This is a genomic window from Streptomyces sp. NPDC051018 (assembly GCF_044456085.1).
In the GTDB taxonomy this organism is placed as follows: domain Bacteria; phylum Actinomycetota; class Actinomycetes; order Streptomycetales; family Streptomycetaceae; genus Streptomyces.
Map to the genome: position 1 here is coordinate 281,364 of NZ_JBITFN010000006.1, position 26,766 is coordinate 308,129.

The following is a 26,766-nucleotide window of genomic DNA, read 5'->3' on the forward strand; positions in this document are numbered from 1 at the left end:
TGTGCCGTGAACGGCGGGCGGGGCGCCGTGAACAGGGCGAGGGTCCCGGGGTTCCCTCAGCCGACGTGCCGGGGAGGGCCAGGGTCGTCACGCAGCCCGGTGGCCGTGTCCCGGGGGCTCCTCAGCCCGACTTGCCCGTCGAGATCTCCAGCTCGAACTCCTGGTTCTTCGGCAGGACGCCCTGACCCTGGCTCGGGAACTGGCCCACCACAGCGTCCTTCGGGTACTGCGGGTTGTCGACCTCGGTGATCTTCCAGGTCCACCCCGCGGAGCGGAGGCACTCCTTCACGGAGAGGACGTCCCGGTAGCGGAGATCGGGCGCGTAGACCTTCGAGGGGTCCGAGCCGTCCTCCAGCGCGTCCGAGCACTTCGTGGACTCGATCGTGCGGGTACGGTCCGGCGGGATGACCGCCTCGCTCGCCGACGGGCTCGGGCTGCTGCCCCCGCCGCCCGCGTCGTCCCCGGAGTCGCCGTCCGTGAGCGCCTTGACCAGACCGGCGACCACCAGCAGCCCCAGCACGGAGCTGACGGCGATCAGCAGCACATGCTTGCCCCGGCCGCCCCCGCCACCTCCCCCGTTCCGACCCGTCTGCTGCGGCGAGATGGCGTACGGGGCCGGGGCCACCGTCGGCCCCTGGTACCCGGCCGGGGAGTGCTGCCCGGCGACCGGCGGATAGCCGTACTGCGGCGTCGGCTGCCCCACGGCCGGGGGCGGGGTCGGCGTCCCGTAGGGACCCGGCTGGTAGGGCGTCTGCACGCCCGGGGCGGGGGCGTGCAGCGCCGACTGGTCCACGGGCGGGAAGACCGCCGAGCCCACACCCGAACCGCTCGCCACCGGGGCGCCGGGGAGGATCGCCGGCGCGGCCGTCCCGCCCGCGGCGGCGATCCGCAGACACTCGTCCCGCATCGCCGCGGCGCTCGGGAATCGCTCGTTCGGGTTCTTTTTCAGCGCACGGACGATCAGCGCGTCCATCGCCGGGGTGATGGACCGGTTGATCGTCGAGGGGGCGACCGGCTCCTCCTGCACATGCGCGTACGCGATGGCCAGCGGTGAGTCCGCGTCGAACGGCAGCCGGCCCGTGAGCAGCTGGAAGAGCATGATGCCGACGGAGTACAGATCGGAGCGCGCGTCCACACCGCGCCCGAGCGCCTGCTCCGGCGCCAGATACTGGGGGGTTCCGACGACCATGCCGGTCTGTGTCATCGAGGTGACGCCGGACTGCATGGCTCGCGCGATGCCGAAGTCCATCACCTTGACGACACCGCGTTTGGTGATCATCACATTGCCCGGCTTGATGTCCCGGTGGACCAGGCCCATCTCATGGCTGGTCTCCAGCGCGGCCAGGACATCGGCCGTCACCCGCAGCGCCTTGTCGGCGGGCATCGCCCCGTACCGCCGGACATCCTCGTGGAGCACGGAGCCGAGCGGCGCGCCCTCCACGTACTCCATGACGATGTACGGCATCAGCGAGCCGTCGAGCGTGTCCTCGCCGGTGTCGAAGACCGAGACGATATTGCTGTGCGACAGTTTGGCCACAGCCTGCGCCTCACGCCGGAACCGCTCGCGGAAGGACTGTTCGCGTCCCAGCTCCGAATGCAGGGTCTTGATGGCGACCTGACGGTCCAGGGCGGAGTCGTACGCCAGATAGACGGAGGCCATCCCGCCCTCACCGAGCAGATCGCGGAGCTGATACCGGCCACCTGCCACGGAACCGCCCGCATGGCGGCCCTGCGCGCCGTCCTGGCTCATGACTGTGCTTCCCCCTCGGCGCGAAGAGCCGGGTGCCGACTTGCGCGGTCACCGGCGGCGCGCGATGATCCGCGATCCGTTCGTTTTACGTGGCAAGTCTGCCTGAGGCACCCGACACGTCAAGCCGGGTGCCCGTTCCGTGACCGTACGCACGACAAGGTCCCGCAAGCGTTACCGGATCGGCGGGGATTTGCGTGGCCGTGCTCACAGCGGGTTTGATGACCGGTCCATCCCGGGCGGTCCTGTCGTACGAAGGCTGTAGCGTGAGGCAGCAGAACGAATCCCGGCACGCTACACAGATCCACTGATACACAGATACACGGCACCGCTACACGGCACCGCCACGGATTCACGGTGGTTCCACCCGCACACGGGCGGCTTCACAACGGCCCCACCCGGCACGACGGCTTCACCAGACACGACGGCTCCATGGATTACGACGGCGAGGACTGATGGCACCCGAACCCGAAGCAGGCGTCGGCGGCGTGCCGGAACCGGCTGACTCCTGGGGCGCCGGCGGGCTGGTCGGCGACGGCCGCTACCGCCTGACGCACCGCCTCGGACGCGGCGGCATGGCCGAGGTGTTCGCGGCGGAGGACGTACGGCTCGGCCGCACCGTCGCCGTGAAGCTGCTGCGCGCGGATCTCGCCGAGGACCCGGTCTCCAAGGCCCGCTTCACCCGCGAGGCGCAGTCGGTCGCGGGGCTGAACCACCACGCCATCGTGGCGGTCTACGACTCCGGTGAGGACGAGGTGGGCGGCCAGGCCGTCCCGTACATCATCATGGAGCTGGTCGAGGGCCGGACGATCCGCGATCTGCTGCTCAACGCGGAGGCGCCCCCGGCCGAGCAGGCGCTGATCATCGTCTCCGGGGTGCTGGAGGCACTGGCCTACTCCCACCAGCACGGCATCGTGCACCGTGACATCAAGCCCGCGAATGTGATCATCACCAACTCCGGCGCGGTGAAGGTGATGGACTTCGGCATCGCGCGCGCCCTGCACGGCGCTTCCACGACGATGACGCAGACCGGCATGGTCATGGGCACACCCCAGTACCTCTCGCCCGAGCAGGCGCTGGGCAAGGCGGTCGACCACCGCTCCGATCTCTACGCGACGGGCTGTCTGCTCTACGAACTGCTGGCGCTGCGGCCCCCGTTCACCGGGGAGACCCCGCTGTCGGTGGTCTACCAGCACGTCCAGGACATCCCGGTGCCGCCGTCCGAGGTCCTGGAGGCGGTGCCGCCGGAGCTGGACGGCCTGGTGATGCGCTCCCTCGCGAAGGATCCGGACGACCGGTTCCAGAGCTCGGAGGAGATGCGCGGGCTGGTGCAGTACGCGCTCCAGATGCTCCAGCAGCAGGGCAGCCACAACGGCAGCTGGAACACCGGCCCGGTCGGGATGTACGAGGGAGGCACCCCTCCCCAGGGCGTCACCGGTCCGACGGCCGTGCACCCCTCGGCACACGGAGACACCTCGCAGGGACCGATCCTGCCGCCCATGAACCCGGACGACGGCGGTTACGCCGGCGGGCCGAGGCGCAACGGCCGGGGCGGTCGCGGCAAGGTGTGGCTGATGGCCGCGCTCGCGGTGGTGGCGGTCGTCGCGGGCGTCGCCTTCGCGCTCAACGCGGCGGACGAGACCCAGAAGCCCAAGGACGACACGAAGACCTCCCAGTCGCCGGCACCGACGACCAGCAAGTCGCCGACGGCGTCGGAGGAACCGTCGCCGGACGACGAGGTGGACGACTCCCCGTCGTACCGTGAGAGCCCCCGTAGGTCGACGTACAGCCGCCCCGCCGAGCCGCCGCCGGTGCAGGAGCCGTCGGGCGACGCGTCGGAGTCGAACGACACGACCGAGTCCCCTCCCCCGAGTACTTCCGCGTCGAGCGATCCGGACCCGGGCTCGCCCGATCCAGGGTCCTCCGACCCCGGCACTCAGGGCGGCCAGAATGGCAATCCGGGCGGCCCGCCCGGCGTTAACTGACCGGTCGCGCCCCCGGGCAGACCTATCGCGGGACGCGCGACCGGCGGGACGTACGGGGAGGGACGGCCGGACGTACGGCGGGGTGATCGGAGGCCCGATCGGAGGCCCCCGGCTCCGCGAGGTCGCCCGGGATCAGGTCGCGAACGCGTCCCGGACCGCCTCGTACCGACTGGTCCACCAGACCGCCAGGGCCGACACCGCTGCGAACTGCGGGTCGGCCCTGCGGTCGTGGAGCTGGTAGCGCCAGCGGAGTATCCAGAAGTCGTTGAGGCGCTCCCACCAGACGCGGTGGACGGCGGCGGCGAGTTCGGCGGTGTCGGCGCCGGTCGCGTGCCGGTACGCGCGGGCGTAGGCGCGGACCTTGGCGAGTTCGAGTTCACCGGCGGGCTGGACGAAGAAGATGGCCGCCGCGCGGACCGCCTCCTCGGCGCGGGGCTGGACGCCCAGGCGGTCCCAGTCGACGATCGCGGCGGGCTCGGCGCCCCGGTAGAGGAGGTTCAGGGGGTGGAAGTCGCCGTGGACCCAGCCGCCGGCCGAGGCGGGGGGCGGCCTGCGGTGGGCGTGGAGCTCCAGCAGGGTCCGGCGTTCCAGGAGGCGGTGCTCGGCGAGGGCGTCCAGAGCGTCACGGGGCCGTGCGGAACGGGCCAGGGCGAGCAGTTCGTCGATCAGCACGAAGGTTTCGGCGGGGTCCGCGCTCTCGTACGCGTCCTCGCGCTGTTCCGTCCGGTGCCGGTCCATGACCTGTTCCAGACAGGTGTGGACGAGCCCGAGGAGGGAGCCGAGCCGGCGGCTCTGGGACGCCGATAAATGGGCGCCGTCGCGATGGCGGCCGTCGACCCAGGGATGTAACGCGTAGCAGCGCCCCCCGATCACCGCGACCGTGCCGCCCCGCGCGTCCACCACGGGCGGCGCGACCGGCACCCCGAGCGCCTGGAGGCGCTGGGTGGCCCGGTGCTGGCGGGCGATGGCCTCGTGGTCACCGTCGAGATGGTGCTTGAGGAAGTACGCGCCCCGGGTGGTGGCGAGCCGGTAACCGCGGTTGAGAAGCCCCAGGGTCACCGGTCGGCAGGAGAGCGGATCCCCCGGGTCCTCGTAACGGCGCAGCAGCGCACCGACGGGTGGAGCGGGGGCAGTTGGGCTCGGCACGCGCCAGATGTTAGATCACGCAGCGTGTCCGTTGGGCTGCTCTTCGAGATAGTCGAGGGTATGCACGGTGACGAACTGGGGTTCGACGCGCATGAAGACGGGCTCGAACCGCTCGCCGTCCGCCCGGGCCGGCTCGTCGCCGAAGAGGCGTATCTGCTCCGGCGTCGGCCGGACGATCTCCGCGGTGCCGGTGAACTGTACGGACCACAGCGTCCTGCCGCCGGAGTCGAAGTTGTCCGCGCCGTACGCGACGACGCTGCCGTTGCACGCCCGGTGGTAGCCGAAGCCACGGTGAATCCGCAGGACAACGCCCCCGTCCCGCACGATGTGCCGGGCGGGGGCCACGAACGGCATCGCTCGCATACTGGTCGCGAGCCGGCCGTACGAGACACGGCCGAGCAGCTCGATGGCGCGGAGTTCCTCGGTGGACATGTACTCCACTGTCGGCGAGCGTCTGCCCGCCGTGAAGGGGCCGGGGCCCCTGCTCCACGGGGACGTAAGTCCCGCGGGCCGGCCCGGGACGGGTCAGCCCAATCGGGTGACCCGCTTACGCAGGGTGAAAACCGCTGGTCAGAAACATACGGTGGGTGCGTTCGGCGCCGTACGTCAGTGTGCGCAGTGCTGCGTACGGTCGAGGCGTACGGGGGGTGGGTGCCGGGGCCGTGCCGGTGCCGGGCTGTCCGGGTGCGGGCGCCCGGGGGAGCCCGGCCGGGGGTGGGCTGCCGGGCGGCGGCGGTGTGCCGAGGGCTCCCGGACACTCCGGACCCCCCGCAGCCCCGAAGCGCTCCCCGGCACCCGGCTCACCGCCCGGACCTGCGCCTGCCCGGACCTGTGCTCACCCGGGGCCGCCCGGCTGCCTGGGCCGCCCGGACTCCGGGGCTTCAGGGTCCGGGTCCGGCGACCGTCGCCACCGGTTCACCCGGGCGCCACCGGTTCACCCGGGGCTTCCCGCCCCCCGGCCCGCGCGCCCCCGCCGGCCCAGGGCGCCCGCCCCGGCCCCGCGCTCACCCGTGGTGCTGTCGTTCCGCCTGCCGCCGTGCCACATACGCCGCCGCCTGGGACCGGCGCTCCATCCCCAGCTTGGAGAGCAGACTGGAGACATAGTTCTTGATCGTCTTCTCGGCGAGGTGCAGCCGCTCGCCGATCGCCCGGTTCGTCATGCCCTCACCGATCAGATCCAGGATCTTGCGCTCCTGCTCCGTCAGACCGGCCAGCTTGTCGTCGCGCTTGGGGTTGTTGCCGTCCCGCAGCCGCTCCAGTACGCGCGCGGTCGCCACCGGGTCCAGCAGGGAACGGCCCGCCGCCACATCCCGTACCGCCGACAGCAGCTCATTGCCGCGGATCGCCTTCAGGACATAACCCGAGGCCCCGGCCATGATCGCGTCGAAAAGGGCCTCGTCGTCCGCGAAAGAGGTGAGCATCAGGCATTTGATGCTGTCGTCCTGGGAACGGATCTCACGGCAGACCTCCACACCGCTCCCGTCCGGCAGCCGCACGTCCAGCACCGCCACATCGGGCCGGGTGGCCGGGATCCGCGCCAGCGCGTCCGCCGCCGTTCCGGCCTCGCCGACGACCTCGATGTCGTCCTCGACGGAGAGCAGCTCATGGACGCCGCGCCGGACGACTTCATGATCATCGAGCAGGAATACGGTGATTTTTCCTTCTTCGCGCACGAATGCAGTCTCACACATCGACTCTTCCCGTGCCCCAGGTGCCCGGGATAACGTTCCGGTTGTTCCCGGCGGTTCGTGAGGCTGTCATCGACGGCTTGACCGAGGCTGTGACCAGTGGCTGTTTGCCCCGTTTGCCGATTTACTTGGAAATCCAAGCAAAAACGCAGGTCAAATGGGGTTTCGCAGGAATGCGGCCCACTGGGTAACGTGCTTTGGACAGGACGCTCGCCGGGGCACCTGTCACGCCTGTTCCCGGCACCGCACCACACCCCGTGCGGGACGAGAGCAGGCGAGCCTCCCCTTGCCGACGGCAGGGGCGACCCCAGGCTCCCGGCGAACCCGGGGGACCGGACAGACGGAGGAGCACGCACGTGACCGTGGAGAGCACTGCCGCTCGCAAACCGCGACGCAGTAAGCGCGTGAGCGCCGCGAAGAAACCGCAGAGTTCCGAGCCGCAGCTCGTACAGCTGCTCACGCCCGGGGGCGAGCGCGTCCAGCACCCCGAATACGAGATCGACCTGACCCCGGACGAGCTGCGCGGGCTGCTGCGGGACATGGTCCTGACCCGCCGCTTCGACGCCGAGGCCACCGCCCTCCAGCGCCAGGGCGAGCTGGGCCTGTGGGCCTCGCTGCTCGGCCAGGAGGCAGCGCAGATCGGCTCCGGCCGGGCGCTGCGCGACGACGACTATGTCTTCCCGACCTACCGTGAGCACGGCGTCGCCTGGTGCCGCGGGGTCGACCCCACCAATCTGCTCGGCATGTTCCGCGGGGTCAACCACGGCGGCTGGGATCCCACCACCAACAACTTCCACCTCTACACGATCGTCATCGGCTCCCAGACGCTGCACGCCACCGGCTATGCGATGGGCGTGGCCAAGGACGGCGCCGACTCCGCCGTCATCGCCTACTTCGGTGACGGTGCCTCCAGCCAGGGCGATGTGGCGGAGGCGTTCACCTTCTCCGCGGTCTACAACGCGCCCGTCGTCTTCTTCTGCCAGAACAACCAGTGGGCGATCTCCGAACCCACCGAGCGCCAGACCCGCGTCCCGCTCTACCAGCGCGCGCAGGGCTTCGGCTTCCCCGGCGTCCGGGTGGACGGCAACGACGTACTCGCCTGTCTGGCCGTGACCCGGTCCGCGCTGGAGCGGGCCCGCCGGGGTGAGGGCCCGACGCTGGTGGAGGCGTTCACCTACCGGATGGGCGCGCACACCACCTCCGACGACCCGACCAAGTACCGGCACGACGACGAGCGGGCGGCCTGGGAGGCCAAGGATCCGATCCTGAGGCTGCGGACGTATCTGGAGCGGGAGGGCCACGCCGATGAGGCGTTCTTCGGCGCGCTGGACGAGGAGAGCGACGCGCTCGCCCGGCGGGTGCGCGAGGCCGTCCGTGCCATGCCCGATCCGGACCGTATGGCGATCTTCGAGAACGTCTACGCCGACGGGCACGCCCTCGTGGACGAGGAGCGCGCCCAGTTCGCCACGTACCAGGCGTCCTTCGCCGAGGAGGGCAACTAACCATGGCCGTACAGAAGCTTCCGCTCGCCAAGGCGCTCAACGAGTCGCTGCGCAAGGCCCTGGAGACCGACCCCAAGGTCCTGATCATGGGCGAGGACGTCGGAAAGCTCGGCGGTGTCTTCCGGGTCACCGACGGCCTCCAGAAGGACTTCGGCGAGGACCGGGTCATCGACACCCCGCTCGCCGAGTCCGGCATCGTCGGCACCGCGATCGGGCTGGCCCTGCGCGGCTACCGGCCGGTCGTGGAGATCCAGTTCGACGGTTTCGTCTTCCCCGCGTACGACCAGATCGTCACCCAGCTCGCCAAGATGCACGCCCGCGCGCTGGGCAAGATCAAGCTGCCGGTCGTCGTACGCATCCCCTACGGCGGCGGGATCGGCGCCGTCGAGCACCACAGCGAGTCGCCCGAGGCGCTCTTCGCGCATGTCGCGGGCCTCAAGGTCATCTCGCCGTCGAACCCGTCGGACGCGTACTGGATGCTCCAGCAGGCCATCCAGAGCGACGACCCGGTCATCTTCTTCGAGCCGAAGCGGCGTTACTGGGACAAGGGCGAGGTCGACACCGAGGCCATCCCGGGCCCGCTGCACGCCGCCCGCGTCGTGCGCGCGGGCACCGATCTGACACTCGCCGCGTACGGGCCGATGGTCAAGGTCTGCACCGAGGCGGCGGCCGCGGCGGCCGAGGAGGGCAAGTCCGTCGAGGTGCTGGATCTGCGCTCGATGTCCCCGATCGACTTCGACGCCGTCCAGGCGTCGGTGGAGAGGACGGGCCGGCTGGTCGTCGTCCACGAGGCCCCCGTCTTCTACGGCTCCGGCGCGGAGATCGCCGCCCGTATCACGGAGCGGTGTTTCTACCATCTGGAGGCCCCGGTACTGAGGGTGGGCGGCTTCCACGCCCCCTATCCGCCGGCGCGGCTGGAGGAGGAGTACCTCCCGGGGCTGGACCGGGTACTCGACGCCGTCGACCGCTCGCTCGCGTACTGAGGAGTGCCGAAGACCATGACACAAGACGCTTCGCTCCGCTTCCGCGAGTTCAAGATGCCCGATGTGGGCGAGGGGCTCACCGAGGCGGAGATCCTCAAGTGGTACGTAGGGCCCGGTGACCCGGTCACGGACGGGCAGATCGTGTGCGAGGTCGAGACGGCGAAGGCGGCGGTGGAACTGCCGATCCCGTACGACGGGGTCGTGCACGAACTGCGCTTTCCGGAGGGGACGACGGTCGATGTCGGCCAGGTGATCATCTCGGTGGATGTGGCGCCGGGTGACGGTCCGGGGCCGGACGCGGCCGGCGGTTCCGGATCCGGTTCTGCTTCCGGTACGGGAGCGGGTGCCGCCGCTTCCGCTCCTGCCTCTGCTTCTGCCCCTGCCTCTGATCAGGCACCGGCACCGGCACCGGCACCCGTACCGGCCTCCGCGCCGGTGGCGGAGCAGCCGGCCGGTGAGCCGGGGGCCGCGCCCGGAGGACGCCAGCCGGTGCTCGTCGGGTACGGGGTGGCCGAGACCTCCAGCAGGCGCCGGGCGCGCAGGACCGTTCCCGGGCAGGCCGCAACCGGGACGCCCGCCGCGCCCGCGACCGCCGCCGTCCGGAACGAACTGAACGGCCACGGTCTCGCCACGGCCCCCCGCCCGCTGGCCAAGCCCCCGGTGCGCAAGCTCGCCAAGGACCTCGGCGTCGACCTCGCGGACATCACCCCGACGGGACCCGACGGCATCATCACGCGCGACGACGTCCACGCGGCCGTGGCCGCGCCGCCGGTCGTGCCCGTCGTGCCCGTCGTCGAGGTCGCCCCCGAGGCCGGGCCGGAGGTCCCCGCGCCCCTCACGGCGGATACGCGGGAGACGCGTATCCCCATCAAGGGCGTACGGAAGGCCACGGCGGCGGCGATGGTCGGCAGCGCGTTCACCGCGCCGCACGTCACCGAGTTCGTGACGCTCGATGTGACACGGACGATGAAGCTCGTCGACGAGCTGCGCGGCGACGAGGACATGGCGGGTCTGCGGGTCAATCCGCTGCTGCTGATCGCCAAGGCGCTGCTGGTCGCGATCAGGCGGAACCCCGCGATCAACTCCTCCTGGGACGAGGTGAACCAGGAGATCGTCCAGAAGCACTACGTCAACCTGGGTATCGCGGCGGCCACCCCGCGCGGTCTGATCGTGCCGAACATCAAGGACGCGGACGGCAAGACCCTGCCCGAACTGGCGCGGGCACTCGGCGAACTGGTCTCCGTCGCCCGGGAGGGCCGGACGACACCCGCGGCCATGCAGGGCGGCACGGTGACCATCACCAACGTCGGCGTCTTCGGCGTCGACACCGGTACGCCGATCCTCAACCCCGGCGAGTCCGCGATCCTCGCGGTCGGGGCGATCCGCCTTCAGCCGTGGGTCCACAAGGGCAAGGTCAAGCCGCGCCAGGTCACCACCCTCGCGCTCTCCTTCGACCACCGTCTGGTCGACGGCGAACTGGGCTCCCGGGTCCTGGCGGACATCGCGGCGATACTGGAGAACCCGAAGCGGCTGATCACCTGGGCCTGAGGGGTCCCGGGGCGGACGGGGCTCTACGGGCCCGTGGCCCGAGGTGTCAGTGCCTGACGGGCGTCCGTGCCTGACGGGTCCCTGGGCCCGAGGTGCCTGTGCCTGACGGTCCCTGGTCCGAGGGGCCTGTCCGGTCCTGGACCTGACGGGCGTCCGTGCCTGACGGCTCCCTGTGCCCGAGGGCCCCGCGCCTGACGGGCTCCTGGGCCCGAGGGGCCGTCAACCGGCCGAGCCCCGTGACACGGCACAGTGTCACGGGGCTCGCGCTGTCCGGCTGTCCGTCCCCGCCCGGCGGGGACGACCCGCCGTCCCCGCCGCAGACGGACGGTCCGGGAGGCGCGGCTGCCCGGACCGTCCACGCGGTCATGGAACTAGTCGCGCTGCGTACCCGCCGGAAGCGAGCGCAGCGACATGCTCTTCGCGCTGGTGGAGCCGTAGCCGAAGTCGAGCAGCTTGGCCGCGTCGCGGAAGCGGTCGGTTCCGTTCAGGACGACACCGACGTACGTCTTGCCGTTACGGGTGGCGGCGAAGACCAGGCAGGGCCCGGCCGCCGTGCCGGTGCCGGTCTTCATGCCGACGGCTCCCTTGTAGGAGCCCAGCAGGGTGTTGGTGTTGTTCCAGGTGTAGGTGCGCTTGGTGCCCTTGCTGGTGGTGGCCGTCGTCACATACCTCGTCGCCTTCACCACCTCCTGGAGCACGGGGCTGGAGAACGCGTGGCGGGCCATCTTCGCCATGTCGGCGGGGGTGGTGTAGTTCTGCCCGCCGGGCGAGATTCCGTCGAAGGAGTCGAACTTGGTGTTCTTCAGGCCCAGTTTGGCGGCCTTCTTGTTCATCATCCCGATGAACGACTTGGTACGGGCGGCGGTGGTGCTGCCGGTGCCGAGGGTGTCGGCGAGGGCGTAGGCGGCGTCGCAGCCCGAGGGCAGCATCAGCGCCGACAGCAGTTGACGGACCGTCAACACATCACCGGTCTGGAGGTTGGCGGTGCTGCCGCCCTCGCGGACGACGTAGTCGCGGTAGGTCTGCTTGACGGTCACCTTGCGGTTGAGGTTCACGCCGGGGGTGGTGAGGACCGTTATGGCGGTGACGACCTTGGTCGTACTGGCCATCTGACGGCGGGTGTTGTTGCTCTTCCCGTAGATCGCCTTTCCGGTCGCCTGGTCCACCATGTAGCCGCCCTTGGCGCTGATGGACGGGATCGCGGGCGCCGCCTGAGCGGGCGCGGTGAGGGGGGAGGCGGTGAGGAGAAGGCCGCCGGACAGGGCGACGGTGGCGGCTCTGCGCACGCGCACGCGGCTGAATATCAAGAGAAGCTCTCCGAGTTGACGGATGCGTTGCGAAAAAGTGTGTGGGAACCCCGGCTGACTGTGAGGGGTCTGAAAGGAAGACGCTCCAGCGGTACGAATGGATGCGCCCGGGATCGTAAAACTCTGTGGAGGTTTCGGGGACGGGTGGTGGTGGCGGCTGTGCGCCCGGTGCGGCGCGGGCGGCCCGGGTGATCCTTCCGAGCCGGCCCGAGTGACCTGACGGGCCGGAGGGGCCGTACCGATCGGGGCGGGCGGACGAGGTGCGGGCTGGGGTGCGGGCGGGGCGCGGACGGGATGCGGGCGGGATGTGTCCGCCCCCGTCTCCCGCGGTGGACCCGCCGGCGTCTGCATCGTGGACGGGGCCTACAGATGCACCCCTCATGTATCTATGCTGTGCGCATGTCTGCCACCGCCCCCGCCCCTCCCGCCGCCGAACGCGTCTACACCCATATCAAGCAGGCCGTCCTGGACCGCCGTTACGAGGGCGGCACCCTTCTCACCGAGGGCGAGCTGGCCGAGGCCGTGGGGGTCTCGCGCACCCCCGTCCGCGAGGCGCTGCTCAAACTGGAGGTCGAGGGGCTGATCAAGCTCTACCCCAAGAAGGGCGCGCTCGTCCTCGCCGTCTCCGCGCAGGAGATCGCCGATGTGATCGAGACCCGGCTGCTGGTCGAGGAGCACGCGGCCCGCAAGGCCGTACCGGCCTCACCGCTGCTCCTCGCCCGTCTGGAGGAACTGCTCGAACAGCAGAAGCGGCAGGGCGAGGCCGGGGATCTGGCCGCCGTCGCCGTCACCGACCGCTCCTTCCACGCGGAGATCGTGCGCAGCGGCGGCAATGAGATCCTCTCCCGTCTCTACGACCAACTCCGCGACCGCCAGCTGAGAATGGGGGTCGCCGTCATGCACGCGCACCCCGACCGGATCGCCAAGAACGTCACCGAGCACGGCGAGATCCTCGACGCCCTGCGCGCGGGTGACGCGGACCGGGCGGCCGGTCTCATCCACCGGCACGTGGGCTGGTTCAGCCAGCTGGCGCGGGGGGAGATCCGGTGACCTCCGCCGTCTCCCTCCCCGGCGACCCGCCCGGTGGCCGCCGCGCCGCCGCGATCTGGGGCATCGGTGTCGCGGTCTACTTCGTCGCCGTCATCTTCCGTACGTCCCTCGGGGTCGCCGGACTCGACGCGGCGGATCGTTTCGACGTCAACGCCTCCGCCCTCTCCACGTTCTCCATACTCCAGCTGCTCGTCTACGCGGGCATGCAGATACCCGTCGGCCTGCTGGTCGACCGGCTCGGCACCAAGAAGGTGCTGGCCATCGGCGCGGCCCTGTTCACCGTCGGACAGCTGGGCTTCGCGCTCTCCCCCTCGTACGGTACGGCGCTGGCCGCGCGGGTCCTCCTCGGCTGCGGCGACGCGATGACCTTCATCAGTGTGCTGCGGCTCGGCAGCCGCTGGTTCCCCGCCCGCCGGCAGCCGCTCATCGCCCAGGTCGCCTCGCTCTTCGGCATGGTGGGCAATCTCGTCTCCACGGTGGTGATCGCACGTCTCCTGGACGGCGCCGGATGGGCCGCCACCTTCGGCGGCAGCGCGGTGGCCGGAGTGCTGGTGCTCGTACTGGTGCTGCTCTTCCTCAAGGACCACCCCGAGGGCCATACACCGCCCCCGGCGCAGCACGCGGGCGCCGGCTTCGTCCGCCGGCAGATCGCGCGGTCCTGGCGCGAGCCCGGCACCCGGCTCGGCATGTGGGTCCACTTCACCACCCAGTTCCCGGCGATGGTGTTCATGCTGCTGTGGGGCCTGCCGTTCCTCGTCGAGGACCAGGGCCTGAGCCGCGAGGCCGCGGGCCTGCTGCTGACGCTGGTGGTGCTGGTGAGCATGGTGGTGGGCCTGGTGTACGGACAGGTCATCGCGCGCCATCACGCGGCCCGTATCCCGCTCGCCCTCGGTACGGTCCTGGCGACCGCGGTCGTCTGGGCCGCGACCCTCGCGTACCCCGGCGATCACGCCCCCCTGTGGCTGCTGATCGTTCTGTGCTCGGTGCTCGGGGCCTGTGGACCGGCCTCGATGATCGGCTTCGACTTCGCCCGCCCGGCGAATCCGCCGCAGCGTCAGGGCACGGCGTCCGGAATCGTCAACATCGGCGGTTTCACGGCCTCGATGACGACACTGCTCGCGATCGGTCTGCTGCTGGACGCGACCGGGGACAACTACCGGATCGCGTTCTCCTGCGTCTTCGTGCTGGAGGCGCTGGGGATCACCCAGATCCTGCGCCTGCGGGGACGGACGGTACGGCTGGAGCGGGAGAGGCTGGTGGCGAGCCGCGTGGAGACGGTGCACGTGCCGGCGTGACCGCGAGGGCGGCCCCAGGGGCCTCAGGTGTCCTACAGCGGCCTCAGGGGCTCCCGAGGGCCCTCGGGAGCCGTCACGGCGTGACGGCGAACTCCCGCAGGATCGCCGCGGCCAGGTCCTGGTCCCCGTCCACCTTGATCCGGTCCGCGACGGCGCCCGGGCGGACCCGTCCGCAGGCCAGCCGGTAGTACGTCTCCCAGTCCGTCGCCAGGGTCACCACGGGGCCCAGCGAGGGCGATCCGTCGATCGTGCCGCGGCCGTCCGCGTTCACCCGTACCGTACGCAGGAACTCCAGCGGCCCGTGCACATCGATCACCACGGCCGAGTGCGGGGGCGCGCCCGCGTCCTTGGCGACCACCTTGGGCAGCGCCTCCAGCAGCACGTCCCGGGTGATCAGCGCGCCCGGGGAGTCGAGATTGCCCGGTTTGTTGAGCGCGTTCCGCAGATCCTGCTCATGCACCCAGGTGTCGAACGCGCGCGTCCGCATGGCCACTTCGAGCGTCTGCTCGGCACCGAGGGGGGCGCGGACCATGGTGTCCGGCGCGCGGTTCTCGTTCCGCAGCTGACGGGCCCGCCGGATCATCGTGTACTCCAGCTCCGAGGTCATCTCGGGAGCGGTGTGATGCCGGCGTACGTCCACCTGCATCTCCATGTACCGGGCGAAGTCGTTCTTCACGTGGTAGAGATCACGCGGCAGGGTGTGAATGGGCCGTGGATCGCCGAGCATCTCGGTCTCCATGCCGATCACATGCGAGACCACGTCCCGCACCGACCAGGCGGGGCACGGCGTGGGCCGGTTCCACTCACCCTCGACAAGCGGCCCCACCAGCTCGGCTATCGATTCGATGGAGTGGGTCCAGGCATCGGCGTAGGTCTGGAGGCTGGGATGGACGGTCACGGGACCCCTCGACGATTCTGCGGTACGCGGGCTGGGCGGCTGACGGCTCTGCGGCCAGGACTTGGCTGTTGACGGGTGGTCGGCTGACGGTTCGCTGTGTGGGAGGTTCGGCGCTTAAGTTACGCTGCCGGGCGGTGACCCGGCAGTGCTTTCGTGTGACGATCGTAGGCCCGAGCGCGGGCCTCGAATACATGGGCGGTAGGGGTACGCGCGAGACGCCCCTCCATACCGTCCTATTGCGGTACGAACCCTCCCCTTTCTCCGCCCCTTGAGCGGCCCGGTGATGAGGGCACCCTCATCCGCCTCATCCACCCGCGCCGATGCCCGGGACCTGCCCGGGGCCGTCCGTCCTGTCCGGTCTGCCCGACTGCGGGGGTCCGTGTGGCCCGTGCGCCTGTGAGGCGTGTGCGGAGATGAAGTGCCACCGCACGTCTGTTGAATGCGGCTGTAATGAACGTTCCAACGTGCGTGAGCACGTCCTCCGGCGCCGCGGGCTCCGCACAGGAAGTCTCCCGGAGAGGGCGGGAACGCCGGTGCCGGCGCCCGGAGTCGTTTCCGGCGGAACCGGTGCCGGACGCCCGGAGATCTACCGGCCGTCACCCGGGCCCGGCACAATCGCCCGAATGACGATCACCACGGACGGGCCGCCCACGCGCAGTACCCCCGTCGCCCTTGCCCGGGGATTCACGGCGGGCGGGCTGACGGGGACGTCGCTGGCCGCTCTCGTCGTCGGCGTCGTCGTCGAGAGCGTGCCGCTGTTCGTCACGGGGCTCGGTCTGCCCGCGGTCTGTGGTCTGCTCCTCTTCCTGGCCGGTGCCCCGCGGCGGGCACGGGAGGCGGCCGTCGTCCCCCGTACGGCACTCGCGATGATCGAGAGCCTGCACGCCGTCAGGGGTGAGTCCAGCGATGTGCCGGTGCGGTTCGATCTCACCGTGGCGCCGGACGGCGAGCCGGCGTACCGCGTGGAGTTCACCCAGGACATCAACCTCGTCGACCTGACCGACTACCGGCCGCGCGGCATCGTGGTGGTGCAGTACCCGCCGGACCGGCCGTGGCGGGTGAGGATCGTGAAGCGGCCGACGCCTCAGTGGGAGGAGCGGGTGAGCGGGGCCCGCCTCGACTCGGCGCCCCGGCCCGCGATGGCGAGCGAGCCCTCCGAGGGCTGTGCCGTGGGCTTCGTCATGCTCCTCGGCCTGCTGCTCGGCGCGGCCGGCGTGATCCTGCTGTTCCGCGCCGAACTGCTCGGCCGGGACGCCACCGCGCGGCCTCCCGCCTCGGTCACCCCGGCCGCCACGCCCTCCGTCTCCGTCACGTCGTCGACGACGGTCGTGACATCGGCGTCCGGTACGGTCGCCCTCGGCCCGGGGCAGTCGTTCCTCGACCGGGGCGAACTGCGGCGGGCGGTCGACTCGCTCACCAGGGGCGAGGACTTGTCCTCGCCGAAGGGCCCGGCTCTCACCGTCGTCGTGCGGGAACGCCTGCTGTCGGTCGTGTTCGCTCCCACCGGTTCGGGGGCCCCGGGGTTCGACCCGGGTGCCCTGCCCTACGAACGACTCCCCGCCCTGGTCGAGGAGGCCACCACCACGCTCGGTGTCCGCTCCCCGCGGAGCTGGCACATCACCGCCGAGAACCTCACCGGCTCCCTCACCATCAGGGTCGGCGTGAGCGGCCCCGGCGGCGCGGCCTCACTGGAGGCGGACGGCAAGGGCACGGTGGTGCGGCGCGCCCCGGCACGCTGACCCCGGGGCCCGGCCGTACCCGCAGCGGATGATCAGCCGCCCGACGGCGTCAGGGCCGGGCCGCCCCCGAAGTGGCGGGAGGGCCCCTGGAGTGGCAGGAGGAAACGCATGGACTCGCACGGATATCTGGCGCTGTGGTGCGGGGTGTTCGGCACCCTGGCGCTGATCGGATACGGCCGGTCGCTGGCCGGGGTGACCCGGGCGCAGCGGACGGTCCGTGTGATGGGCCGGATCGAGCGGGTCCGGGAGCCCCGGCACGGAAGTTCCGCCGGGAACGGGATAGCCGTGGTCGTCTCCTTCCGCGACCCGTCCACCGGGGAGGAGTTCACCGTGACGAACGACGGTGAGCACGGGGAGCGGGTGACCGCGGCCTGGACGGGCCGGGAGATCGGCATCCGTTACCCGCGCGGGGGACCGCATGCCTTCCGGTTCACCGGTGACCTCCGGGCGGGCCGTTACGGACTCGGCCGGCCGAACTGCGCGGTCTTCCTGATCTACGCCGGACTGGTGGTCTTCGCCGTGGTCGAATGGGGCTGGCCGTGGGCCCTGCTCGGCTTCGGGGTGCCCTGGACCCTCTCGGGGGCGTACTACATGCCCGGGAACGCACGTCTCACGAGCCGCCGTATCGACGCGCTGACCTCCGTCGCCCCCGTCCGGGGCCGTGTCATCGCCGTGCTCAGGGACGCCACCACCGACGAGGACGGCCACACCCTCACCGGCCACACTCCGGTCGTCGCCTTCTCCACCCACGAGGGCACCGCCGTCACCGCCTACTGCACCGAGGGGCTGCCGGACCCGGCCGGCTCGTACGGCCGGGACCTCACGATCCACTACTCACCCGGTGACCCGGCCGTCTTCACCCCGGACCTCGCGGCCGTACACCGTTCCCGGAGACTGGACCTCGTCCTCAGCGCCGTGGCCCTGCTCATCGGTGTGGCGGCGGTCGTCGTGGGCGCGGTCGCGCTGTGACGCCCGGCGGGCGGTGTCCCGTGCGGCGGGCGGTCGTACGGCGCCGCTCTCTCGGGGTCTTCGGGGCTGCCCTCGGGGCTCAGTCCGGGGGCGCCGTGCCGGAATCACCCGTGCTGCCGCCGGTGCCGCCGTCGGGGCCCTTGCCCGTACCGATGTCGCTGCCGTTGCCGTAGTGCGTTCTCAGTTCGCCGATGACACCGAAGGCCGCCGCCGTGACCGGGACAGCGAGGAGCATGCCGAGGATGCCCGCGATGCCCGCGCCCGCCGTGATCGCCAGCATGACGACCGCCGGGTGCATCTGGACGGTACGGCTCTGGATCACCGGCTGGAGGACATGGCCCTCCAGGACCTGGACGGCGAGGACGACACCGAGGGCCCACAGGGCGATCACCCAGCCCCGGTCGGCGAGGGCGACGAGGACCGCGACCGCGCCGGAGAGGAACGCGCCGAGGTAGGGGATATAGGCGCCGACGAAGACGAGGGCGCCCAGACCGACCGCCCCCGGCACCCGCAGGATCAGCAGTCCGACGGTGATGCAGACCGCGTCGATCAGCGCGATGAACGTCGTACCGCGCATAAAGCCCTCGACGGCCTCGAAGGCCCGCCGGCCCATCGCTTCGAGGGTGTCCGCGTGCGCGCGGGGTGCGAGCGAGCGGGCGAGTCCCGCCGCCTTGTGGGAGTCACGGAGGAAGAAGAAGATCAGCAGCAGGGCGAGGACGGCGGTGGCGATCGCCTGACCGACCACGCTCAGCCCGCTGATCACTCCGGACGCGGCCGTTCCGCCGAACTTCGCGAGAAGGTCCCGCGCATTGGCGGCGAGATCGTGGAGGGAGGTCCCGGCCGGCCCGAAGTGCTTGCTGATCCCCTCCGCCGCGCTGCGCAGGGCGGCGAGGATCTGGGCGCCGCTGTCGAGCAGCGCGGCGACGATGATGTACGTGGCCCCGCCGACCACCCCGACCACGGCGACACAGGTCAGCCCCGCCGCCAGCGAGCGGTTCACGCCCATCTGGACGAGTTTCTTGTGCAGCGGGCCGAGGAGGGCGGTCCCGAGGATCGCCAGCAGAAAGGGCGTGACGGCGGTCCTGAAGTAGATGATCAGCCAGATCCCCACCGCGCCGACCCCGGCGATCAGCAGCAGGACGGCGCACCAGGCGGCGAGCCGCCGTACCGGCTCGGGGAGGAGAGTCTGCACCTCCCCAGGCGATCATGGTCCGGGGGCGCCGTCCCGCGTACGGCGTCCACCCGGGTGACACCCCGTCAACCGCACCCCGCGGGGGCCCGGTGGACCCGCCAGGTCCCGGAGACGGCGGAGGCCCGGTGGACCCGCCAGGCCCGGGACCCCGCGGGCCCGGAGACCCGGGGCTCCCGGACCCGTACCGCAGGACCACGCTCACCCTCACGCGGGTTCCCGGGGCTCGCCGCGGCCTTCGCCACCCGGCCGGCGGCCGTCAGAGCGGGCACGTACCGGCGTGCTCGCGCGCCGCCGAGGGTGCCTGTGACGCGTTCTCGTACGAGTCGTGGCCGCAGCCGGCACAGGTCAGCCACCGACTGCCGCGTGTGTCCTCCACGATCCGCACCTCGGACCCGCTCCGGGTACGGAGGGCCTTGCCGACCGGGCTGCGGCTGTGGCGCTTGCGCCGTCCGGTCCAGGTCAGAGCGGATGTCACGAGGCCGAAGACCAGGAGGAGCGCCGCCGTGATCAGATGTCCCGTGCCCGTACCCTGGGTGATCATGTACACCGCGCCCAGGCAGCACCCCGCGAGTGCCCCCGCAGCGCGGGGCCAGTGCATGGTGGTCAGCGATGGCAGGAGTACGGCGATGACGGCCAGGATGCCGATGAAGAGAGCCCAGCCGCGCAGCTCGAATCCGGCCGCGGCGACACAACCGCCACGAGGGCCTGTGTCGCAGCCACCCGCCAGCAGACCGGCGAGCCCTCAGACGAAGACCATGGTGGCGACGGCCGAAACCGGCACCCACCACCAGCTCGTCTCCTTGAGCCAGTGCTCGGGACCCTTCCGCCATCTGCTCGTGTCCACCGCAGTCCGCCTCCCGCGATCACTCGTGTGAGTATGACCAACGGCTCCGGACGCCGGGCACCCCGGAAGCGCGGTCAGGGCCCTGCCGGACGTCTCTTCCGACGTCCGGCAGGGCCCTGACCGGGGGAGGTCGCGGTGGGCCGGTGGCACGGGCTCCGCGCCCACCGGCCACCGCACCGCGGGACTAGAGACCCTCGGACATCCCGTGGACCGCGGGGATCGTGCCCAGCCGGCCCTTCTGGAAGTCCTCGAAGGCCTGGCGCAGTTCCTCCTGGGTGTTCATCACGAACGGCCCGTAGTGCGCCATCGGCTCCCGGATGGGCTGTCCGCCCAGGAGGACGACCTCCAGATCGGGGCTGTTCGAGTCCTGGCTCTCGTCGGCCCGTACGGTCAGCGAGCCGCCGTCGCCGAAGACCGCGGTCTGGCCCATCCGGACCGGGCGCCGGTCGGTGCCGACGGTGCCGCGTCCGGCGAGGACGTACGCCAGACCGTTGAAGTCCTGGCGCCACGGCAGGGTGATCTGCGCGCCCGGACGCAGCGTCGCGTGGATCATCGTGATCGGGGTGTGGGTGATGCCGGGGCCCTCGTTGCCGTCCAGCTCCCCGGCGATGACCCGCAGCAGGGCGCCGCCGTCGGGGGAGGTCAGCAGCTGCACCTGGCCGCCGCGGATGTCCTGGTAGCGGGGGGCCATCATCTTGTCGGCGGCCGGGAGGTTCACCCAGAGCTGGAGCCCGTGGAAGAGCCCGCCGGACACGACCAGCTCCTCCGGCGGCGCCTCGATGTGCAGCAGGCCGGAGCCGGCGGTCATCCACTGGGTGTCGCCGTTGCGGATGGTTCCGCCGCCGCCGTTGCTGTCCTGGTGGACGAAGGTTCCGTCGATCAGATACGTCACGGTCTCGAAGCCGCGGTGGGGGTGCCAGGGGGTTCCCTTGGGCTCACCGGCTCCGTAGTCCACCTCGCCCATCTGGTCCATCATGATGAACGGGTCGAGATACTGGTAGTTGATCCCGGCGAACGCGCGCCTGACCGGGAAACCCTCCCCCTCGAAACCGCTGGGAGCGGTGGTCACGGCGAGCACGGGACGGGCCACGGCGTCGGCCGCGGCCGAGACGCGCGGAAGCGTGAGTGGATTGTCGACAGTCACTGCGGGCATTGGGGGTACCTCCTTGTGCGACCTGCGACCTGGGGACCAGGTTAGTTGAATACTGAACTTCTCGCTACCCGGAACGGCGAACGCCCGGGAGGTATTCCTCCCGGGCGTCCATGAACAGGGACAGGTCGGTATGTAACGGCTCGTGCCACGGCGGGGCCGCGCCCCCGGACGACCGGCCGGCCCGGCACCGAAGGGGGGCCGGGCCGGCCGCGCGGGCTCAGTCGTACATCGGACTCAGCCGTACATGCGGCGCATGGCGAAGTCGACCATCTGCTCCACGGCCTTGGCGTCGAAGACCATCCGGTGCTCCCCCTCCATGTCGAGGACGAAGCCGTACCCGGTCGGCAGCAGGTCGATCACCTCCGCCCCGGTGATCACGAAGTACTTGGACTCCTTGCCCGCGTATCTGCGCAGCTCCTTGAGGGAGGTGAACATCGGGATCACCGGCTGCTGGGTGTTGTGCAGCGCCAGGAACCCGGGATTGTCCCCGCGCGGGCAGTAGACCTTCGAGGTCGCGAAGATCTGCTGGAAGTCCTCGGCGGAGAGCGAGGCCGTCGTGAAGGCCCGTACAGCGTCGGCGAGAGACGGAGGTGAGGGCTCCGGGTAGAGCGGCTGCCCGGGGGGCGGCCCCCCGTATGGCTGCTGGGGTGCGTACTGCTGCGCGCCCTGACTCTGGTCATAGCCGTACATGAGCGCAAGAGTAACCAGTCCCCCGGTCCCTCGTCCCCGCTGTGCACCGCTGTGGACACCGAGGTCGGGATCCCGCCCGAAAGAACGCGCGGAACTCGCCGGATGGCTAGGCTGAACATCTCGGAATCCACGCGTAGTTGGGGGGCTCGATGGCTGACGAGGGCGTACCGCGGACCGATCAGGCACCGGTGGCCGAGACCGGGCGTACACCGGTGCTCGATCTGGGACTGGCGCTGAACAGCGACCGCTTCGACGAGCAGGACGACGCCTGGCTCGAGCAGGAGCGCGAGCTGGTACGAGATCTCGGCGCGCACGGCCTGACGGTGCGCCGTGACGGTCTCCTCCCGCTCCCCGGCAGCAAGGGCCTGCTCGACACCGTCGTCGTGGCGCTGACCTCGGCGGCGGCACTGCGCACGGCGGCCGGCTGCTGGCGGGCCTGGCTCTCCCGCGACCAGACCCGCAGCATGAAGATCACGTACACGGAGCGCGACGGCACCGAGCGGACGATCCACATCCATGGCAACCGACCCGCCGACGAGCAGTTCGACCGCCTCTTCGAGATCCTCGAGGAACTCTCCGAGCGGCTGCGGGCCGGGTAGCGGCTCCCGTGCCCCGCACCTACCGTGCCCTGTTGATCGGGAACGGGCACTACCCCGCCGATCCGGGGCTGCCGGAGCTGCGCGGCCCCTACAACGATGTGCACCACCTCGCGGCCGCGCTCGTCGACCCCGGGATCGGGCTGTTCGACGACGCCGACGTGGAAGCCCTGCGGGACCCGGACGGCACCGAGATCCTCGATGCCCTGCGCGGACTGTGCGCCCGCGCGGAGCGCGAAGACCTCGTCTTCGTCTACTACAGCGGGCACGGGCTGCCCGGACCGCCGGAGAGCGGCTCCCTGCGGCTCTGCGCCCGGGACACCACACTGGCGACCGCCGGTGAGACGGCCATCGGCTTCCCCGTGATCGACGCGATCCTGCGGACCTCGCCCGCCGCCGTCACCCTGATCGTCCTCGACTGCTGCTACGGCGGAGCGGCGAAAACCGCGCCGGACGGCCGTTACCTGGCCTCCAGCGGGCGCGGACGCCACATCATCACCGCGTGCCGGGAGCGGGAGACCACCCCCGACGCCACCAGCCTGATGGGGATGAGCCGGTTCACCGGCTATCTGGTGGGGGGCCTGCGGGCCGGGCCCGACCGGCCGTACGCCGCCGATACCAAGGTGTCGGACCTCTTCGACTTCGCGTACGCCCGGATGGAGACCGATGGCGCGGGCGGCACCCCCACTCAGCGCACCTCCTTCGACGGCGACCCCCATGTCGTCATCGCCCGGCTGCCCGCCCCGTCGCCGGTGCCCCTGCTCTCCCCCTACGCCCTCGACCGGTCCGACCCCAAAGACCAGTCCGCCCCCGCCTGGCTGCGCGCCGTCGGGCGCTGGGCGCTGACCCTGGTGCTCCTCGTGCTCGGCTGCGCCGGCGCGGGCGGCACCCAGGTGTCCGTGGACGAGCTGGCCTACCGGGCCCAGTGGCCGGTCGCCGACGGTGCCGACAAGCCCTCCGCGTACGACCGATTCACCACCGTCGAGCCCCTGGGGTCGGCGTTCTACGAAGTCGCGCTGATCGGGCTCGGTGTGATCTGCGGCTCGGTCCTCGTCATGATGCTGCTCGCCCGGCTGATGGGCTCCTGGTGGTGGCTGCCGGCCTCCGGCCTGGTCGTGCTCACCGCGTACGGAATGTGGGAGGGTTTCTCCTTCTACGGCGAGAACACCGCACCCGTGTTCCTGCTCGCCGCCGTGTTCGTCGGTTCCGCGATCCGGCTGCCGCCCTCGGAGCCCCGCAGCGTCCGGCGCACCTTCCCGCTGGTGCTCGCCGTCGCGGTCCTCTGGTACCCGTGCGCCTACCTGGCCTACAACTGCGCGTTCTACTCCGGCACGTCATGGACCGTCGACGACACCATGACGTATCTCTCGCTCAAGGAGTCGGTGGCCTTCGAGCGGGTCTTCTACGTCTGGCTGACCGGGATCTGCGGTCTGATTCCGGGCGCCGTCGCGGCGCACTGGATCCTGGCCAGGATGCCGGTGCTGGGCCGGCCCCGGGGCGCCGCGACGCGCGGACGTCCGCTCCGGCCCACCCGGCCCTGGCTGCGCGCCCTCACTGTGTGGGGTGTGGCGCTCACGGTGGTGCCCACTGCCCTCTATCTCGCCGTGTCCGGCTATCTCGACCGGCCGCAGCGGGCCTTCACGGATCGCGCGATGCTGGCCATGGCCGCCTCCTGGATCGCCTCGGCCGACTCCTGCGAGGGCAGGGAGTGCACGTTCACCCGCTGGGACGTCACCTACCGGGTCACGTTCCTGGAGGCCGACGATGTCGCGGACGCGGCGGCCGAGATGGCGGAGCGCGCGGCGGACAACCGGCGGAAGATCGCCCACCGGGGCAGCGCCGAGGGCTACACCTATGTGATCGAGGAGTACGACGGACACGATGCCACGCTGAGCTGGACCCATGAGAAATGCGCCTGTTACGCGCGGATCTCGGTCCACAACAACGTTCGCGGGTACGAGGACGCGGTCGACGACTTCTGGTACCACACCAGTCTGACGAAGCCGCCGTCATGAGTGGGGACGGCGGCGGCGGACACAGCGGTCTGGAGTGGGCCGGAGACAGGGGCGCCTTCTCGCCCTCGCCGCCGCACGACCGGCCGCGCGCGCCGGGTCCGGGTGATCCGCTCCAGGTCGGACCGTTCCGTATCGTCGCGGTGCTCGCTGACACCGGACCCACCCGGATCTGCGTGGCCCGCACCGACCGGGGCCGCCATCTCACGGTCAAGGCGGTCCGGACCGAGTTCGCCGGCACGGAGGGCCTGCGGCCCCGGCTCGCTGCCGCGTTTCAGTCCGCCCACGCGGTCCGGCACCCCGGCCTCGCCGAATGGGTCGACGCGCACGCCTACGACGACCCGCCCTGGGTCGCTCACAACCACCGGCCGGGGATCGGCCTCGCACAGGCGCTGGACCTGGCAGGACCACTCCGGGACTCGGTGCTGTGGAACCTCGCGGCCGGCCTGGGCACCACGCTCGCCGCCGTCCACGACGCCGGCATCGCGCACCACGCCATCACGCCCGGCAATGTGCTGCTGACGGCCGGAGGTCCCCGGCTCCTCGACCTCGGCTGCTCCGTGAGCACCCTGCTGGCCGGACCGGGTACGGCGCGGGCGGCCGGGTTCACCGCTCCCGAGGTGCTGCGGGGCGAACCGGCGGGTCCTCCGGCCGATGTGTTCGCGCTGGGGGCCGTGCTGGTCCTCGCGGCGACGGGCCGGGGGCCGTTCGGGAGCGGCGATCCGATCGGGGTGGCGGTACGGGCCGTGCACGAGGCGCCCGACCTCGAAGGGGTGCCGGGCGCGCTGCGCACACTCGCCACGCGCTGTCTGAGGAAGGACCCGGCGGACCGGCCCGCCATGGCCGCGCTCGTGGCCGGGCTCCCCGCGCCTGACACACGTTACGGATCATGGCTGCCCACCCCGCTGCTTACGGAGATCCTGCGGCGGGCGGAGTACGTGCTGGGCATGGAGGCACCGATGCCCGCGCGCGGGAAGCCCGGGGGGCGGCCCGTGCTCCGTACACCACCGCAGGAAGCCGCAGGGCACCCGCGGCCCGCCGGGACCGGAAAGCCCGCCGGAACCCGAAAGCCCGCCTGGACCGGAGAGCCCGCGCCGACCCCTCGTGCCGAGACGGCCGACGGCACCGCGCGGACCTCCCGCAGCTCACGGACCGAGACCTCTCCCAGCGCGGATGACACATCGTCCCCCCTCGACGACGACGCCTCCAAATCCGCGACGTCGGCCGCGCCGCTCGCAGAGCGTGCCCGTCCCGCGGACCGGGCCGGTGCCGGAGCGCCGCCCGGAACACGGGTCCGCCGGTTCTCGCGGCGGCAGGCGTTCGCTCTCGGAGGGGCGGCCGTCGCGGGGGCCGTCGCGGGCGGGGCCGTGCTTGCCCGCCGGCTCCTGGCCGCCGACCGGCCACGCTGGCGATACGACGCGGGAGCCTCGATCCACTCCCCGGTCTTCGCCGACGCCCGCTCATCGGTGGTGCTGGTGGCCGACATGGATCTGTCGCTGCACGCCGTGGATGCGCGGACCGGCACCCGCCTGTGGCGGCCCCGCCGGGCCAAGCGGTCGATGAGCAGATGGTTCGACTTCGACGGGGCGGGCAACGTCGTGCTCTGCATCGACGAGAAACTGACCGCGCTGCGTACCCGGGACGGAGTGAGGCTGTGGTTCGCCACCGGTACCGGCCGGGGCGATGTGGTGACCGACCGCACGGCGGCGTACGTCACCGCGACCGAGCGCGACGGCCGTCACGCGGGTCAGTTGCTCGCGGTGGATCTGGCGACGAGGGCGGTGCGCTGGCGGTGGTCGGGTCCGGGCACGTTCTCCGAGGGCGCGACCCGCTACGGGGGCGCGCTGCTGTTCTGCAACGACTCGGCCGTGTACTGCCTGGAGGCCGCCACCGGGAAGGTCCGCTGGCGCCGCCCCCTCCAGGACTCGGCGGGCGCGCCCCCGGTCGGCGCCGGCGGGCTCGCCTGGCTGAACACGAGCAACGGCGATCTGTTCGGCCTCGATCTGCGGACGGGGGACCCCCGGGTGACCGCCCTGACGTCCGGCGAGGGCTACAGCCCCGGGTACACCAGGGTCGCCGTGAGCGGTGAGGTCGCCGTGGCCTGCACCACCGACTTCGATGTGTTCGCCGTGCACACGCGGACGGGGAAGATCCTCTGGTCGAAGCGGACCCGTGCCGACAAGGACGCGTCCGACGGCATCGGGACCACCCCTCTGATCCACCGGAGCACGGTCTACACGGGCAGCGGCGGTCCGGAGTTCCTCGCCCTCGATCTGCGGACCGGCCGGGAGAAATGGCGCTTTCGCACCTCTCGGCCCATCGACTCGTCGCCGGTCCTGCTGAACGGTCTTGTGTACTTCGGGTGCTATGACCACGGGCTGTACGCTGTCGACCCCCTCCGCGGGCCGCGGTAGGGCGCCGG

General features: G+C 71.4%; 21 protein-coding genes. 11 read left to right on the forward strand and 10 right to left on the reverse strand.

Annotated elements, in window-relative coordinates; all coding sequences use genetic code 11:
- Positions 1–121: 121 nt before the first annotated feature.
- Entirely contained in the window at positions 122–1,750 is a 1,629-nt protein-coding gene (locus ACIBCM_RS13570; RefSeq protein WP_399242553.1) for a protein kinase, read from the reverse strand.
- Positions 1,751–2,202: 452 nt separating this feature from the next.
- Here ACIBCM_RS13570 and ACIBCM_RS13575 point away from each other — a divergent pair, with 452 nt between their 5' ends.
- On the forward strand, positions 2,203–3,732 hold the full coding sequence (locus tag ACIBCM_RS13575) for a protein kinase (protein ID WP_399242555.1): 1,530 nt from the start codon (positions 2,203–2,205) through the stop codon (positions 3,730–3,732).
- A gap of 132 nt (positions 3,733–3,864) precedes the next feature.
- On the opposite strand, the gene ACIBCM_RS13580 is transcribed toward ACIBCM_RS13575, so the two are convergent.
- From ACIBCM_RS13580 to ACIBCM_RS13590, 3 genes are all read right to left on the reverse strand, one after another.
- Positions 3,865–4,878: a phosphotransferase gene (locus ACIBCM_RS13580; RefSeq protein ID WP_399242557.1), complete on the reverse strand. Its 1,014-nt coding sequence runs from the start codon at positions 4,876–4,878 to the stop codon at positions 3,865–3,867.
- A 15-nt stretch (positions 4,879–4,893) separates the two neighbouring features.
- Positions 4,894–5,310, reverse strand: coding sequence for a pyridoxamine 5'-phosphate oxidase family protein (locus ACIBCM_RS13585; protein ID WP_399242559.1), 417 nt, complete (start codon positions 5,308–5,310; stop codon positions 4,894–4,896).
- 572 nt (positions 5,311–5,882) lie between these two features.
- On the reverse strand, positions 5,883–6,551 hold the full coding sequence (locus ACIBCM_RS13590) for a response regulator (protein ID WP_399242560.1): 669 nt from the start codon (positions 6,549–6,551) through the stop codon (positions 5,883–5,885).
- A 371-nt stretch (positions 6,552–6,922) separates the two neighbouring features.
- On the opposite strand from ACIBCM_RS13590, the gene pdhA reads away from it, so the two are divergent.
- From pdhA to ACIBCM_RS13605, 3 genes are read left to right on the forward strand one after another with little or no spacing between them, the layout of a single operon-like run.
- Positions 6,923–8,068, forward strand: a complete 1,146-nt coding sequence (gene pdhA, locus ACIBCM_RS13595) for a pyruvate dehydrogenase (acetyl-transferring) E1 component subunit alpha (RefSeq protein ID WP_399242562.1) — start codon at positions 6,923–6,925, stop codon at positions 8,066–8,068.
- Between the two features lie 2 nt (positions 8,069–8,070).
- Positions 8,071–9,051: an alpha-ketoacid dehydrogenase subunit beta gene (locus tag ACIBCM_RS13600; protein WP_399242564.1), complete on the forward strand. Its 981-nt coding sequence runs from the start codon at positions 8,071–8,073 to the stop codon at positions 9,049–9,051.
- A gap of 15 nt (positions 9,052–9,066) precedes the next feature.
- Positions 9,067–10,599 (forward strand): dihydrolipoamide acetyltransferase family protein, encoded by a 1,533-nt coding sequence (locus tag ACIBCM_RS13605; RefSeq protein ID WP_399242566.1) that lies wholly within the window; start codon positions 9,067–9,069, stop codon positions 10,597–10,599.
- 371 nt (positions 10,600–10,970) lie between these two features.
- Here the strand turns inward: ACIBCM_RS13605 and ACIBCM_RS13610 are convergent, their stop codons facing one another.
- Entirely contained in the window at positions 10,971–11,885 is a 915-nt protein-coding gene (locus ACIBCM_RS13610) for a D-alanyl-D-alanine carboxypeptidase family protein (protein ID WP_399242717.1), read from the reverse strand.
- Between the two features lie 420 nt (positions 11,886–12,305).
- Between ACIBCM_RS13610 and ACIBCM_RS13615 the strand changes: the two genes are divergently transcribed.
- Together ACIBCM_RS13615 and ACIBCM_RS13620 are read left to right on the forward strand one after the other, a co-directional pair.
- On the forward strand, positions 12,306–12,956 hold the full coding sequence (locus ACIBCM_RS13615) for a GntR family transcriptional regulator (protein ID WP_399242568.1): 651 nt from the start codon (positions 12,306–12,308) through the stop codon (positions 12,954–12,956).
- Positions 12,953–14,251: a nitrate/nitrite transporter gene (locus ACIBCM_RS13620; protein WP_399242570.1), complete on the forward strand. Its 1,299-nt coding sequence runs from the start codon at positions 12,953–12,955 to the stop codon at positions 14,249–14,251. The genes ACIBCM_RS13615 and ACIBCM_RS13620 overlap by 4 nt, the downstream gene beginning before the upstream one ends.
- A gap of 73 nt (positions 14,252–14,324) precedes the next feature.
- On the opposite strand, the gene ACIBCM_RS13625 is transcribed toward ACIBCM_RS13620, so the two are convergent.
- Positions 14,325–15,149, reverse strand: coding sequence for a maleylpyruvate isomerase family mycothiol-dependent enzyme (locus tag ACIBCM_RS13625; RefSeq protein WP_399242572.1), 825 nt, complete (start codon positions 15,147–15,149; stop codon positions 14,325–14,327).
- A gap of 623 nt (positions 15,150–15,772) precedes the next feature.
- Between ACIBCM_RS13625 and ACIBCM_RS13630 the strand changes: the two genes are divergently transcribed.
- Positions 15,773–16,888, forward strand: a complete 1,116-nt coding sequence (locus ACIBCM_RS13630; protein WP_399242574.1) for a hypothetical protein — start codon at positions 15,773–15,775, stop codon at positions 16,886–16,888.
- Positions 16,889–16,996: 108 nt separating this feature from the next.
- Positions 16,997–17,857, forward strand: a complete 861-nt coding sequence (locus ACIBCM_RS13635; RefSeq protein ID WP_399242576.1) for a DUF3592 domain-containing protein — start codon at positions 16,997–16,999, stop codon at positions 17,855–17,857.
- 79 nt (positions 17,858–17,936) lie between these two features.
- On the opposite strand, the gene ACIBCM_RS13640 is transcribed toward ACIBCM_RS13635, so the two are convergent.
- The 4 genes from ACIBCM_RS13640 to ACIBCM_RS13655 all read right to left on the reverse strand — a co-directional run bounded on the left by ACIBCM_RS13640 (position 17,937) and on the right by ACIBCM_RS13655 (position 21,736).
- Positions 17,937–19,049 (reverse strand): AI-2E family transporter, encoded by a 1,113-nt coding sequence (locus ACIBCM_RS13640; protein WP_399242578.1) that lies wholly within the window; start codon positions 19,047–19,049, stop codon positions 17,937–17,939.
- 256 nt (positions 19,050–19,305) lie between these two features.
- Positions 19,306–19,647, reverse strand: a complete 342-nt coding sequence (locus tag ACIBCM_RS13645; RefSeq protein ID WP_399242580.1) for a hypothetical protein — start codon at positions 19,645–19,647, stop codon at positions 19,306–19,308.
- A gap of 430 nt (positions 19,648–20,077) precedes the next feature.
- Positions 20,078–21,046 (reverse strand): pirin family protein, encoded by a 969-nt coding sequence (locus ACIBCM_RS13650; RefSeq protein ID WP_399242582.1) that lies wholly within the window; start codon positions 21,044–21,046, stop codon positions 20,078–20,080.
- Between the two features lie 234 nt (positions 21,047–21,280).
- Entirely contained in the window at positions 21,281–21,736 is a 456-nt protein-coding gene (locus ACIBCM_RS13655; protein ID WP_399242583.1) for an SseB family protein, read from the reverse strand.
- Positions 21,737–21,885: 149 nt separating this feature from the next.
- Between ACIBCM_RS13655 and ACIBCM_RS13660 the strand changes: the two genes are divergently transcribed.
- Genes ACIBCM_RS13660 through ACIBCM_RS13670 form a run of 3 tightly spaced genes read left to right on the forward strand, consistent with a single transcriptional unit; the run spans position 21,886 to position 26,758 of the window.
- Entirely contained in the window at positions 21,886–22,335 is a 450-nt protein-coding gene (locus ACIBCM_RS13660; protein ID WP_399242585.1) for a hypothetical protein, read from the forward strand.
- A gap of 32 nt (positions 22,336–22,367) precedes the next feature.
- A complete protein-coding gene (locus tag ACIBCM_RS13665) occupies positions 22,368–24,347 on the forward strand; it encodes a caspase domain-containing protein (RefSeq protein ID WP_399242587.1) in 1,980 nt (659 codons plus the stop codon).
- The gene (locus ACIBCM_RS13670; protein ID WP_399242589.1) at positions 24,344–26,758 is read left to right on the forward strand and encodes a PQQ-binding-like beta-propeller repeat protein; all 2,415 of its coding nucleotides are present in this window, start codon (positions 24,344–24,346) and stop codon (positions 26,756–26,758) included. The genes ACIBCM_RS13665 and ACIBCM_RS13670 overlap by 4 nt, the downstream gene beginning before the upstream one ends.
- Positions 26,759–26,766 lie beyond the last annotated feature (8 nt).

What these genes read in the sequence shown, in the direction of transcription:
- ACIBCM_RS13570 (WP_399242553.1), bottom strand. Translation starts at nt 1,750, where the DNA reads ATGAGCCAGGACGGCGCGCAGGGCCGCCATGCGGGCGGTTCCGTGGCA.
- ACIBCM_RS13575 (WP_399242555.1), top strand. Translation starts at nt 2,203, where the DNA reads ATGGCACCCGAACCCGAAGCAGGCGTCGGCGGCGTGCCGGAACCGGCT.
- ACIBCM_RS13585 (WP_399242559.1), bottom strand. Translation starts at nt 5,310, where the DNA reads ATGTCCACCGAGGAACTCCGCGCCATCGAGCTGCTCGGCCGTGTCTCG.
- ACIBCM_RS13600 (WP_399242564.1), top strand. Translation starts at nt 8,071, where the DNA reads ATGGCCGTACAGAAGCTTCCGCTCGCCAAGGCGCTCAACGAGTCGCTG.
- ACIBCM_RS13605 (WP_399242566.1), top strand. Translation starts at nt 9,067, where the DNA reads ATGACACAAGACGCTTCGCTCCGCTTCCGCGAGTTCAAGATGCCCGAT.
- ACIBCM_RS13615 (WP_399242568.1), top strand. Translation starts at nt 12,306, where the DNA reads ATGTCTGCCACCGCCCCCGCCCCTCCCGCCGCCGAACGCGTCTACACC.
- ACIBCM_RS13630 (WP_399242574.1), top strand. Translation starts at nt 15,773, where the DNA reads ATGACGATCACCACGGACGGGCCGCCCACGCGCAGTACCCCCGTCGCC.
- ACIBCM_RS13635 (WP_399242576.1), top strand. Translation starts at nt 16,997, where the DNA reads ATGGACTCGCACGGATATCTGGCGCTGTGGTGCGGGGTGTTCGGCACC.
- ACIBCM_RS13645 (WP_399242580.1), bottom strand. Translation starts at nt 19,647, where the DNA reads ATGCACTGGCCCCGCGCTGCGGGGGCACTCGCGGGGTGCTGCCTGGGC.
- ACIBCM_RS13650 (WP_399242582.1), bottom strand. Translation starts at nt 21,046, where the DNA reads ATGCCCGCAGTGACTGTCGACAATCCACTCACGCTTCCGCGCGTCTCG.
- ACIBCM_RS13655 (WP_399242583.1), bottom strand. Translation starts at nt 21,736, where the DNA reads ATGTACGGCTATGACCAGAGTCAGGGCGCGCAGCAGTACGCACCCCAG.
- ACIBCM_RS13660 (WP_399242585.1), top strand. Translation starts at nt 21,886, where the DNA reads ATGGCTGACGAGGGCGTACCGCGGACCGATCAGGCACCGGTGGCCGAG.
- ACIBCM_RS13670 (WP_399242589.1), top strand. Translation starts at nt 24,344, where the DNA reads ATGAGTGGGGACGGCGGCGGCGGACACAGCGGTCTGGAGTGGGCCGGA.